The organism is Variovorax paradoxus, assembly GCF_902712855.1.
GTDB classification, from domain to species: domain Bacteria; phylum Pseudomonadota; class Gammaproteobacteria; order Burkholderiales; family Burkholderiaceae_C; genus Variovorax; species Variovorax paradoxus_Q.
The window spans coordinates 133,744-146,328 of the sequence record NZ_LR743508.1 but is presented as its reverse complement, the minus strand read 5'-3'; the positions used below and the strand labels follow the sequence as shown (position 1 = coordinate 146,328).

Here is a 12,585-nt window from a genome sequence, read left to right as displayed (position 1 = left end):
TCCCGATGGAAGATCGCGACCGCGCCGGTAGCTTGAGCGCATGGACCTGATTCCCCTCAAGCGGCAGCCCGGGCCGCCCGCCGGCGCTGGCATCGGCGAAGGTGCGCCCGAGCGCGCGAGCCTCGCGCTGGCTGGCGTGATCGGCTGCACCGGCCAGCCCGACTTCAGCGCCAAGGCCCTGGCCGAGCTGAACCGCATGCTGCCCATGTGCTGGATGTCGATCTACAAGCTGTATCCGCATGCGCCGCCCGAGAGCTACGGCGGCGGCGCCTTCGGCATCGCCGACGGCACGCGCGACTCCTGGCGCGTGTACCGGCGCGGCCTCTACAGCCGCGACCGCACCTTTCTCCCGGCCCGCGAAGTGACCCGGGGCGGCGGCGCGGCCGTCACGCGCTGGCATGCGCGGGAGATCCCGCTGGAGCATCGCAAGGCGATCTACATCCGCCACGGCCTGCGCGAGCGTGTGTCGCTGGTCGAGGGCGACGCATCGGGCGCGGTGCTGGCGGTGAATCTCTACCGGGGCATGGAACAGCCGTCCTTCCGCGACGACGAGGTCGACCTGCTCTGCAGCCTCGCGCCACCGCTGCTCGCGACGGTGCAGTTGCACCTGCGGCTCGCCGCGCCGCAGCATGTGGGCGAGGCGCAGGCCGACGACGTGGTGGCGCTCAGCCCCGAACCGTCGGCACTCGCCGACCTGCCGCGCCGCGAGCGCGAGGTGTGCCAGCGGCTGCTGCGCGGCTGGACCTACGACGGCATCGCGGCCGACCTCGGCATTTCCGCGGGCACGGTGAAGACCTACCGCAATCGCGCGTTCGAGCGCCTGGGCCTGCACCACCGCAACGAGCTGTTCGCCAGGGCGCTGGCCGAGGCGGCCTGCGCTCCAGCCGCCTCTGCTGCGGTTGCGCCTGCAGGCGGCCGACGCGCGGATTCCGCGTAATTGTCAACTCGTGAAACAATCTGGTCAGGAAGGGACGTGCGTGGCGCGCGGCTCCAAACAGCTAGGCGTGGACAGATCAGATGGTTTCCGGCTCAGAATTTCTGGCGCAGGCATTGATGGCGCACGGTGCTTCGGCCGTGTGCGGCTACGACGCCGCGGACCGGGTCACCTTCTGGAACGAGCGTTTCCTCGTCTTCTTTCCCGAGCTGGCAACCTTCCTTCAGGTAGGCACGCCTTACCTGGACACGCTGGAGCCCTTCCTGGCGCTGCAGCATCCCCAGGCCTCCGCGCTGGAGCGCGCCGACGAGGTGCGCAACGCGCTGTTCCGGCATGTGCACGAGGAAGGTCCCGTGCAGTACCAGCGCGCCGACGGGCGCTGGCTGGAGCTTCGGATGTTTCCGCAGCCCGACGGCGGGCGCGTCAAGATCTGGTCGGACGTGTCGGCGCAGAAGGCGCCCGGCAGCGAAGGCAGCCTCCTGCAGGGGCTGATGGCCGTGGCCAACGTGGGCCTGATCGTCCATGACGCCGCCGGCGTGCTGCGCTACGTCAACTCGCGCTACTTCTCCGAGCATTTCCTGAGCCTGATCCAGCGTGTGCCCTCCATCGAGCGGCGCGGCCGGCAGCAGGGCGGCTACTGGGCGAAGTTCAGGGACATCTTCGGCGACGACGAAACCTTCGAGGAACTGTGCGACAGCACCGAATGCGGTCCGCTGGCGGCACCGGCGACCATGCGCGCGCGCAACGGCCGCTTCTACCGCGTGCAGGAGCAGGCCTGGGACCAGGGCGGCACCGCCTGCGTGTGGACCGACGTGACCGAGCTGGTGCAGCGCGAGAACGCGCTGCGGGCCGCGCACCGGGAGCTGTCGCTGCTGAACCGGCGGCTGATCGACCTGTCGGAGACCGACGCCCTCACCGGCTTGCCCAATCGCCGCCGCTTCAACACCGCGATCCAGTCCGCCCAGGCCGCGGTGCGCGGCGGGGCGCATGCGTCGGTGGCCATCATCGACCTGGACTTCTTCAAGTCGATCAACGACCGCTTCGGCCATGACGTCGGCGACGTGGCGCTGGTGGAGGTCTCCCGGCGGCTGCGCGCGCTGGTTCCCGGCGAAGTGCCCATCGCGCGGCTCGGTGGCGAGGAGTTCGGGCTGGTGTTCGAAGCCATGCCGCTGCTCGAGGCGCATGCCTGCGTCGAGGCCGTGCGGCAGTCGTTCTCGGAGCACCCCTTCATGTCCGAGTCCGAATCGCTGTCGCTCACCGTGTCGATCGGCATCGCGCCGCTCATGGCCGAGCGCGAAGCGAGCGCCTCGCTCAAGGAGGCCGACATGGCGCTGCTGCGGGCCAAGGCACGCGGGCGCGACTGCGTGGTGCTCGCCGGCCAGGCCGCGGCCGGGCAAGGGACGGGCGCAGCCGATGCGCAAGGTCCGGGCGCGGCGCTCCTGGCGGCGGGTGTCTTCGCGGACGAAGCCGGCCTGGACGCGACAGGCCTGCGCGACAAGTACGCGCCGGCGGCAGAGCATCCGGCCTTCGCATTCGCGAACTGGGAAAAGGCGGTGCGCGACGGCACCACGCTCGACCACTACTGGGGCTGGGTCGAATACCAGATCTCGGCCAGCCAGCAGGCGCCCGAAACCGAGTAGGACACAACAGGCCCGCACCGGTATGCCCGGTGGCGTCAGCTCCTGCGCCGCCAGCCCAGCGTGCGTTCCAGCAGGCCGCGTGACGGCGCGGTGCCCGCGACGTCCGGCGCCGGCGCACAGGGCGGGTCCGCGGTGCACAGCGGTGCGGCCAGCGACGACGCCGCGATCTGCCCGAGCGTCTCGAACAGGTAGCGCTGCGGCGCCACGCGGTAGCCCAGCAGCATCTCGGTCTGCTGCACTGCGCGCTGCGCGAGCAGCGAGTCGCCGCCGAGCTCGAAGAAGTTGTCGCTGGCGCGAATGTCACGCACATCGATGCGGATCACATCGGCCCAGACCTGCGCCAGCCGCGCCTGCCCGGGCTGGACCAGGTGCGGCGTGCTTCTTGCGGTGGGCGTGCCGGAAGCCGGCATGCTCATTGCGCCCACGACGCTCGCGGTGTCGACGGCCTTTGCACCCGTGCCCGCCAGCCGCTGCTGCAGGTAGGCCGCGCTGGCGGAACCCTCGGCGCTGGCGATAGAGGCAAGCGCGGCTTCGGGCCGGTCGGCTGCGCGCTGCAGCAGCTCGAGGTAGCGCTCGCGCAGCAGGGTGCCGGTCTCGTGGAGGTAGATCGCGCTGTTGCAGACCAGTGCGCCTTCGAGCCCGTGTGGCCGGTCGACCAGGCGCAGCGCGATGTCTTCCGTGGCGCCGCGCTGCATCAGGTGCATGGCCTGTGCCGGCAGGCCCGCGAGGCGATGCGGGCCGTCGCTCGCGTCGCGGAAGGAGAACTTCCACGGGCTGGCCGCCACGAAGCGCTCGAAGGGCGCGTGCTGGTAGGCGGCGAGCGTCCGCAGTTCTTCCTTCACGCCCTGCACGAACTGCGGCAGCGACTGGCGCATGTCCACCTTCAGCGATGCCGGCGGCAGGTTGTCGAAAAGGCCCATCACGCCGCGGGCCCCGGGCTGCTGGCGGCCGTCCACCGGATGGGCGATGGAGATGGCCTCGGCACCCGTGGCGTGGCCCAGCGTGAGGGCGTAGATGCCGAAAGCCAGCTCGCCGAGCGTCGCGTCCATGCCGCGCGCCACGCCGCGCAGGCGCTGCGTGGCGGCAAGGCCGAGGCCGATGCGTTGCGCGCCGCCGCGTCCGTGGCGGCCCGCCCGGCGCGGCAGGTCGGTCCGGGCCGCCGGCACCGGCGCGGCGGCGGCCCGGTGGCGCCAGAAGCCGAGTTGTTCCTCGAAGGCCGGTTCTTCCATCCACTCGGCCAGCCATTCGGCATGGTCGCCGTGCGTGGCGCCGATGGGCGGCAGCGGCTGCGCACCTGCGTGCAGGCCCGCACCGAAGGTGGCGGAGAGCTCGCGTGCCAGCACGTCGAACGAACTGTCGTCCCACACCAGGTGGTGCGCCACGAACACGAAGGCGTGGTCCTGCTCCGCGAGACGGAACAGCGCCGCGTGAGCCATCGGCGCACGGTGGATGTCGATCGGCCGGTCGGCCAGTTCCTGCATGCGATCTAACAGCTCGGCCTCGCGCTGATCGGCTGGCAGGTGGCGCAGGTCGACCAGCGGCAGCGGCAGCTCGGCATGCGCGGCGATCGACTGCAACGCGACGCCGGTGTGCGGATCGGCCTCGATGCGCGTGCGCAATGCGGGCTGGCGGCGCACGCTGTCGCGCAGCGCCGCCTCGAAGCGCGCCGTGTCGAGCTCGCCGACCAGCCGCTGCGCGCAGGGCATGTTGTGAAAGGCGCGGCCGGGGTGCTCCGCCTCCAGCTTGCGGATGCGTTCCTGGGCCGGGGTCAGCGGCGCGCTCCGGCGGTCGGGGCGGCATGCCGGTGGAGGCCTCGACGCGGCCGGCATCGCAGCCGAAGGCAACGGCACGGCGTGCGGTGGCGGCAGCGATGCACGGTCGACCTTGCCGTTGGGCAATGTCGGCAGCGCGGCGAGCATGACCATGTGCTGCGGCACCATGTACGAAGGCAGGCGCTCGCGCAGGTGCTGCGCCAGCGCGCGGCGGTCGGGTGCGGCACCGGGTGCCAGTGCCAGGTAGGCCACCAGCCGCACGTCGCCCGGATGGTCCTCGCGCGCCACCACCACGCTGCGCGACACGCCCGCGTATTCGTTGCAGCGCGCCTCGATCTCGCCGGGCTCGATCCGGTAGCCGCGCACCTTCACCTGGAAGTCGAGCCGGCCCATGTGCTCCAGCAGGCCGTCGTTGCGCCAGCGGCCGCGGTCGCCGCTGCGGTACACGCGGGTGCGCGTGCCCAGGATGTCGACGTCGACGAAGCGCTCGGCCGTGAGCTCGTCGCGCTCGAGGTAGCCGAGCGTGACGCCCTGGCCGTCGATGCATATCTCTCCCGGCACGCCGACGGGGCAGGGCTGCAGTTCGCCGTCGAGGATCCACACGCCGGTGTTGTCGATGGGCCGGCCGATCGACACGCCGCGCGACGCCACCGCGTCGCGCTGCATGGCCCATGCGGTCGACCACACCGTGGTCTCGGTCGGTCCGTAGAGGTTCCAGAGTTCGGTGCAGCGCTCGAGCAGTTCGAGCGCCAGCCGCGCGCGCACCGGTTCGGCGCCGATCCAGCCGCGCAGGCCCGGCCCTGCGCCGATGCGTCCCTGCCATCCGGCCTCGAGCAGCAGCTGCCACATGCCGGGCGTGGCCTGCAGGACGGTGATGCGCTCATCGTCCAGCATCGCGCGCAGCAGGCGACCGTCCATGGCGACATCGCGCTGCACCAGCACGATCTCTGCGCCGGCCGCCAGCGGCAACAGCACCTCCGGCACCGCCATGTCGAACGACAGCGTGGTCACGGCCGCGAGACGGTCGCCGGGCCCGATGCCGGGCGCCTGCTGCATCGACTGCATCAGGTTGGCGACCGCACGGTGCGGCACGCACACGCCCTTGGGCTTGCCGGTGGAGCCCGAGGTGTAGATCACGTAGGCGATGTCCTCCGGGTGCGCGTCCTGATCGCCGGGCGGCAGCGCATGCGCGGGGCCGGTGCGCCATCCGGCCTCGCGGTCGAGCTCGAACACGCGCGCGGCCGCGTCGACGCACCATGCGCGCGGCGCCGAGGCGACGCCCGACGATGTCAGCAGCAGGCTGAACGCGGCGTCCTCGGCGTAGTAGTCGAGCCGGGCCTGCGGAAAGCTCGGGTCCAGCGGCACATAGGCGGCACCCGACTTGAGCACGGCCAGCAGCGCGACCATCATGTCGATGCCGCGTTCCAGGCACAGCCCCACGCGCTGGCCGCGGCCGATGCCGCGCTCGCGCAGCGCGTGTGCCAGCCGGTTGGAGAGCGCGTCGAGTTCGCCGTAGCTGCAGCGGCGGGAGCCGTCCTGCACGGCAGGGCGGGTGGGGTCGTGCGCGGCCTGCGCGGCGAAACCGGCGTGCGCGAAAGGCTCGCCGGCCAACGGGGTGCGCGGCGGCTGCAGCGCGGCGAGCACGGAAGCCGCCTCTGCCGACAGGACCTCGAGCCGGCCGATGGGCAGCCCCGGCGCCTGCGCGACCGAACGGATCACGCACTCGAAGATCTCCAGCCAGCGCTGCACGCTGGCCTCGTCGAACAGCTGGGCGTCGTAGCGCGCCTCGGCCACGAGGCCGGCGTGGAAGGTCCGCAGGTCCAGCGCGAGCTCGAAGCTGTCGCCTTCGTCGCTGTCGCCGATGTCGCCGTCGAAATCGAAGCGCACGCTCGCGGGCGACGACGGCCCGGGGGGCGCACTGCGCATTGCCGCATGGCACTCGGCCACGAGCGTGTCGAAGGACAGTTGCGCGTGCGTCGCGAGGCACAGCGCCCGGGTGCCCGATGCAACGCCGACCACGATGAAGCCCTGGGCCGTCAGCCGGTACAGCGTGGCGACGAAGGCACCGAGCAGCCCGTCGAACAGGTCGCCGCCGGCCTGCGCGCCGGCCGTGCGCAGCGCGGTGGCCAGCCGCGGCTCGATCGTGCGCTCGGTGCGCCGCAGGTCGGGCGCAGGCACCGCGGGCCTCGGGCGGTCCAGCGGGAGTTCGAGCACAGGAAGCGCCGTGGCAACGGCTGGGTGGGGTGGGTGGGGCGCTGCGCTCATGCGCCAGCCCTCGCGCGCAGACCGAATGCGATCGACACAGATTGGTTTTCCATGCTGCCAGACACAGAGAAATGGGGTTGGGTCGACAGAGGACGTGCGCGCAAGCCCTCCGATGTTTGGCGTCATCCTAGGGTGTTTGTTAGGACGGACGTACTACTCGCACGAGCGAGTTACATCGAGAAATGGTCGTTGCGAAAACGTACTACCCAATACCGTCTGCATGGGTTACCTGAACGGCAGCTGAACAATGCCGAGCGCGATGTGCCCCGGATTTGCGCCGTGCCGCGAGCCTCTCCGCCGGGGCTGCCGACATGACGAAGGACGCGACAAGGACCCGAATACACGGCCCTTCCTGCACGTGGGCAGGCGTCACCCGCACGCGGCACTATGGCGTGCCGCTGCGTACCGCCCTGCGCATCAAAGGTCTTCGATGACCAGCGTGCGATAACGCTGAGCCATGGCATACGGCACGGTGCGCACCGCCTCCATCATGCGTTCGGCCGTCTCGCTGTCGTGCGTCTTCACGAGCAGGGCGGTGTGGCCTTCCATGGCGAGCTTGGTGTAGGCCCGCACGGTGGCGCCTTCGGTGCCCGCCGAAGGCAACGGGTCGTCGGCCTGCGCGACCGTGGGCGTGATCTGCGACAGGATCGCCTTGGGCGGGATGAGGAAGATGTCGTCGGCGCTCATGCCGCCGTCGATCAGGCGCTGGCCCACGCTCAATGCATCGGCTTCCTTGGCGAAGAGCACCATGGAGTAACCGCTCGGATAGAACGCGCCGCCGATGGTGGCGCGCATGCTGGGGTCGAGACTGAAGGTTTGCATCGTGGCTCCTGGTTGCTTGTACTGGGCACTGGATCGGATGGGTGCCGCCTCCTCGCGCTTCGGACCGCGCCCCGTCAGGGTTCGTCGCGAAGCTTCAGAAATGGCCCTGCGCGTCGCCCGTGCGGCCGTGAACCCACTGCATGGCATGCAGTTTTGCGTGCCTCAGGGCTTCGCCCGGCGTGCCATGCAGGCGGAGTGCGTCGGGCACCGGCTCGATCCTCGACACGGGTTCGTCGGCATGTTCGAGTTCGGCCGCGTACCGACCATCGCCCTCGGGCAGTGCCCTGCAGATGAAGGCGTGCTCCCAAAACTCGACGCGTTGCTCCAGATTCATGACTTGCCTGTTCCTTGGTGGTTGGACTGAATGCCGGGTCAATCTACGGCCGCACGTTCGGCGCAGGCGTAGGACAGCTACGCTCGCGCTTGGCCGAAAGGGCCAGCGGTCCGGCGTCGTCGAACTGCGTGCAGCCGCATGGGACATGGATGGCGCCGAGAACCGGGCTTGGGTGTGGGTCCTGGGTCTTTGCAGGCACGGCGCGCATCGCGCTGCGCGCGATGACGAAGGATTTCAAAGGGTCTTGTCGATCAGCCATCGCACGACCTCCCAGCGGTAGGCGTCCTGGCTGGCCGCGTCGCTGAGCTGGTGGTCGGCCGACTTCAGGATCACATGCTCCAGCGATCGTGCGTGCCGGAACGCGAGGCGGTAGCTCTCGATGACCGGCGGTGGAATCACTTCGTCGTTCTCCGAACACACCAGCAAGACATGCCCGCGGAACAGGCTGCCGAACGCCAGCACGCCCACCTGCGCCGGCGTGTGCACGCGCTTGCGGAAGCGCCGCAGCGCTTCGACGTCATTGCTCTCCTTGGCCTGCAGCCAGGTGTCGTCGGGGTAAAGGGCAGGGGAGCGCAGCACCAGCATGTCGATGTTGCGCAAGCCCGTCAGGTGCGCGGCGATGTAGCCCCCGAAGCTGAAACCGAGGACGGCGCTCACGCACGGGCCCGGAGCCTCTTGCGCGTTCAGCGCGTCGAAGTCGGCGGTCGCTAGCGCGAGTGCCTCGGCCGGCGAGACCCGTGCCCGCGCAGCCGCCGGCCATTGCGCGTCGGGCAGGTTGGCGCGCCGGCATGTCCAGCCCAGCGGTTGCAGCGCCGCCTGCAGATGATCGAACTGGACGTGTCCATCGTCTTCCCACCCGGGACATGCGAGCAGGCGCCGCGACGGATTCAGTGGACGGGTGCGCATGGAGAGACGAGGTACAGGACCCCACAATCGAACGCACGGCCGCGGGTTCGCCGCAGCCGCGCGGGCTCAGGCATCGGCATCGGGCTTGATGAAGCCTGGTGCATTGGGATCCTTTCCCGGCGCGGACCCGGTGTCCTCGTCGGTCGCCTCGTCGGTCACTTCCTCGCTGTCGCCATCGGGCGTCTCGAGGTCGTTGGCGCGCGTCTGCGCTTCGGTCGGCCGTGTGTCCGCGCCGGGAAATGGCCAGGGCTTTTCAGTGTTCGTCATGTCGTTCGCCGGTCGCTGCGGCTCCGGTTGGTGAAGGGTTGTTCCTCGCATCGGGTCGACGCGCTATGACTTGGCGCTGTGACTTGGCTTGACGCGCGTACAGTCGATGTGAGGACCAAGGTAAGCGCGCGCAGGACCTTGCCTGTAGGCCACTGCCGAGGCGTGTCGTGGGATGGGACGGGTTCGGCCGCTGAAGCGCACGTCTGCTGGCTTGTCACTTCGGCGATGCATCGATCCGATACAGTGCACAGGCCTTGCCGAAGCACCCGGCCACGTCCGCGGTTGCAGGGCCGACGCCAGTGCCCCTGGCCGCGCACCGACCCATCTTCCGACGCCATCCCCATGCTGCAACGCCTCGCTCCGAACCTCCTCGCATCGCACGCCGCATCGGGCGTTGCCCTCGCGTGCATGCTGGGCGCCTCGATGGCGCTGCCCGCGGCCGCGCAGCCGAGTCCTTCGGCGAGCGCTGCGCCGATGCGCGTGCAGTCGGACCTCAAGGACATCCGCATGAGGGCGCTTGCCGCCCTGCCCAGGGCCGGTGGCAGCGCGAGCGAGCGCGACGGCTGCCCCTGGCGCGTCATCCAGCCGAAGTCTGCAGCCGCCCGGCAGGTCGCGGCCCAAGGTTGGGCAGTGACGTCGGACCTGCCGCTGGGCGCGTATCGCGCCGTCGCCTTCGCGGGCCGGATGGAGCCGGCCACCAGCGGCACCTGCAACATCACGCAAGGCAACGTGGGGGTGTTCGACGGCGACAGGCTGGTGGCGCTGGCCTACGGCAAGTCGCCGGAGGACGCGGCCATCGGCCATCTCACGGCGCTCGCGGACGGTGCGGTGCGCGTGTGGGACGGCGACATCATCGGCTCGCCGGTCGGCGATCTGCGCGTGGACGCCGACGGTGCCTTGCACCTCGGCAGGATGGCCGACGAAGACGCGGTCTGCCAGGGCCGCGCGAAGCTGCCGAACCTCTACGGCATGCCGATCGACAAGGCGCGCAAGGCGCTGGCTGCGAAGGGCTGGAAGCCGGTGCGTGCCAGGGCGGACGGCGAATGGCGGCAGGGGGCGTTCATCCGGCGCGGCATCGTGGAGGCCGAGTCGTGTTCCGGCACCGGCCTGGCTTACTGCCGCTTCGGCTACAGCGGTCCTGCGGGCACGCTGTCGGTGGTGACGGCCGGCGAGAACGATCTCCCTGGTGTCGTCGGCTACGAGGCAGGCTGCCGCTGAAAGAACGGCCGCGCAGAGGCCGAGCCGCATCGCGCGGCGCGTAGTCACAAAGGCCTCGCTGCATCGGCGATGGCTGTAGTACTTGCTTCCGATATTCCCGGCCGCCCGTGTCGGTTGAAGCTTGTCGCGAGGCGCAACGCCGATTAAAAGGGCTCATCAAACACTTGGATGTGGCCCGCACCGGGCCCACGGGAGACCCAAGACAATGACTCGCAGCTTCATCGCCCACACCGAGCTGGGCGAGCGCCTGAAATTTCGTTCCATGACAGGCCAGGAGCGGATCTCCACACTCTTCGAATACAGGGTCCGCCTGATCAGCGACTCGGCGGGCATCGCGGCCAAAAGCGTGCTCGGCAAGGACATGAGCATCGAGGTGAACCTGTCCACGGAACTCGGCGGCGCGGGCAAGCGCTTCCTGAGCGGACAGGCCACCCGCTTCACCTACATCGGCAAGGACGATGGCGACATGCACATCTACGAGGCCGAGTTGCGGCCTTGGCTCTGGTATGCGACGCGCCGTTCGGACTTCAAAATCTTCCAGTCCATGACCGCGCCGCAGATGCTGCACGACGTGCTGGGCCGCTATGGCTTCTCCATCGAGGACCGGTTCAGCGGCAGCTACCGCACATGGGACTACTGCGTGCAGTACGACGAGACCGACTTCGGCTTCGCGAGCCGGCTCATGGAACAGGAAGGCCTGTACTACCACTTCGAGCATGCGCAGGGCAGCCACAAGCTCGTGCTGTGCGACGGCCCGGCCTCGCACACCGCATTGCCCAACGGCCCCGGCAAGATCCCCTACCACGCGGGCGTGCTGGCTGCGCAGGTGCTCGAGCAGGACTTCATCGACACTTGGCAGCACCGCGAAGACGTGGCCTCGGGCCTGTTCGCCGCGAACGACTACGACTTCACGAAGCCCAACGCCGAGATCGACACCGCGCGGCAGCAGCGCGCGGGCCACGAGCGCGACGACTACGAACTCTACGAATGGCCGGGCGGATACACCGAACTGGGCGACGGCGAGAACTACGCGCGCGTGCGCATCGAGCAGCAGGGCGCGCGGCGGGAGCTCATCACCGGGCACGGCCCGTTGCGGCACATGGCGCCGGGCCACACCTTCGAGCTGGCGCGGCACCCGAGGTCGCAGGAGAACGGGCGCTTCCTGATCGAGGCCGTGACCTTCGATTTTCAGGAGAACGCATTGCGGCAGGTCGGCGCGGCCGATGCCGACTATGCCGAGGGCACCAGCGGCACGAGCTACCGGCAGACCTTCGAGGTCCTGCCGGAGAAAGCGAGCTATCGCGCGGCGCGGGTGACGCCCAAGCCGCGTACCACCGGCCCGCAGACCGCGGTGGTCGTCGGCCCTGCGGGCGAGGAGATCTACACCGACGAGTACGGCCGCATCAAGGTGCAGTTCCACTGGGACCGCTACGGCAAGATGGACGAGCACTCCTCGTGCTGGATCCGCGTGTCGCAGACCTGGGCCGGCAGCAACTACGGCACCATGCACGTGCCGCGCATCGGCCAGGAAGTGATCGTCGATTTTCTCAACGGCGACCCCGACCATCCCATCGTGACAGGGCGGGTCTACAACGCGGCGCAGATGCCGCCCTGGGAGCTGCCGGCGCACAAGACGCAGTCGGGCATCCTCACGCGCTCGTCGCAGGGCGGCACGCCCGGCGACGGCCTGAGGGACTCGCCCGGCACCGCCAACGCGCTGCGCTTCGAGGACAAGGCCGGCCAGGAGCAGCTGTGGCTGCACGCCCAGAAGGACCAGCTCACCGAGGTCGAGCACGACGAGGACAAGTGGGTCGGCAACGACCGGCGAAAGACCATCGACCGCGACGAGTTCAACACCGTGCACCGGGACCGCACGGAGGTGGTGGACCGCAACGAGAAGATCGACGTGCACGGCTGGCGCACCGAGGAGGTCGACCTCGATGAGACGATCACCATCCACCAGAACCGCAAGGAGCGGGTGGACCTGAACGAGACCATCTCCATCGGCAGGTTCAAGATGCAGACGGTGGGCATCGGCTACACGCAGAACGTCGGCGTGTTCAAGGTCATTTCCATCGGCGTGTCCTACATGGAGAACATCGGCGTGAGCATGATGACCAACGTGGGCAAGACGCAGGACCTCAACGTCGGCGAGAAGCAGACGGTGCAGGTCGGCCAGGTGCGCGAGACGGACATCGGGAAGAACGACACGCTGAGGGTCGGCGACACCCTCACGGTGCACGGCAGGAAGCTCGCCATCTCGGCCGACGAGGAGATCACGCTGAGCTGCGGCTCCAGCACGATCCGAATCACCGCGGGCCAGATCGAGATCCTGTCGCCGCTGGACAAGCTCAACTGCTAGCGGCCCGGCGGCCAGCCTGCGAACACACGTCGAACCCCACACATCAATTCAACCAGCGGGAGTGA

The 12,585-nt window shown here is 69.5% G+C and carries 9 protein-coding genes; 4 read left to right on the top strand and 5 right to left on the bottom strand.

Annotated features, from left to right (window positions below):
- The first annotated feature begins 40 nt into the window (after positions 1-40).
- A complete protein-coding gene (locus AACL56_RS27155) occupies positions 41-937 on the top strand; it encodes a helix-turn-helix transcriptional regulator (protein WP_339093088.1) in 897 nt (298 codons plus the stop codon).
- Between the two features lie 80 nt (positions 938-1,017).
- On the top strand, positions 1,018-2,574 hold the full coding sequence (locus AACL56_RS27150; protein WP_339093086.1) for a diguanylate cyclase: 1,557 nt from the start codon (positions 1,018-1,020) through the stop codon (positions 2,572-2,574).
- A gap of 35 nt (positions 2,575-2,609) precedes the next feature.
- Here the strand turns inward: AACL56_RS27150 and AACL56_RS27145 are convergent, their stop codons facing one another.
- The 5 genes from AACL56_RS27145 to AACL56_RS27125 all read right to left on the bottom strand — a co-directional run bounded on the left by AACL56_RS27145 (position 2,610) and on the right by AACL56_RS27125 (position 8,940).
- Positions 2,610-6,560 carry an amino acid adenylation domain-containing protein gene (locus tag AACL56_RS27145; RefSeq protein WP_339093085.1) on the bottom strand — a complete coding sequence of 1,317 codons (3,951 nt, stop codon included), beginning with the start codon at positions 6,558-6,560 and terminating at the stop codon, positions 2,610-2,612.
- 468 nt (positions 6,561-7,028) lie between these two features.
- A complete protein-coding gene (locus tag AACL56_RS27140; protein ID WP_339093083.1) occupies positions 7,029-7,433 on the bottom strand; it encodes a hypothetical protein in 405 nt (134 codons plus the stop codon).
- Positions 7,434-7,527: 94 nt separating this feature from the next.
- Complete coding sequence (locus AACL56_RS27135; RefSeq protein ID WP_339093082.1) at positions 7,528-7,767, bottom strand: hypothetical protein; 240 nt, start codon at positions 7,765-7,767, stop codon at positions 7,528-7,530.
- A 234-nt stretch (positions 7,768-8,001) separates the two neighbouring features.
- The gene (locus AACL56_RS27130) at positions 8,002-8,673 is read right to left on the bottom strand and encodes an alpha/beta hydrolase (protein ID WP_339093081.1); all 672 of its coding nucleotides are present in this window, start codon (positions 8,671-8,673) and stop codon (positions 8,002-8,004) included.
- Between the two features lie 66 nt (positions 8,674-8,739).
- Positions 8,740-8,940: a hypothetical protein gene (locus AACL56_RS27125; protein WP_339093079.1), complete on the bottom strand. Its 201-nt coding sequence runs from the start codon at positions 8,938-8,940 to the stop codon at positions 8,740-8,742.
- A 342-nt stretch (positions 8,941-9,282) separates the two neighbouring features.
- Here AACL56_RS27125 and AACL56_RS27120 point away from each other — a divergent pair, with 342 nt between their 5' ends.
- Together AACL56_RS27120 and AACL56_RS27115 are read left to right on the top strand one after the other, a co-directional pair.
- Complete coding sequence (locus tag AACL56_RS27120) at positions 9,283-10,158, top strand: PASTA domain-containing protein (protein WP_339093078.1); 876 nt, start codon at positions 9,283-9,285, stop codon at positions 10,156-10,158.
- Positions 10,159-10,363: 205 nt separating this feature from the next.
- Complete coding sequence (locus tag AACL56_RS27115; protein WP_339093077.1) at positions 10,364-12,520, top strand: type VI secretion system Vgr family protein; 2,157 nt, start codon at positions 10,364-10,366, stop codon at positions 12,518-12,520.
- The last annotated feature ends 65 nt before the right edge of the window (positions 12,521-12,585 follow it).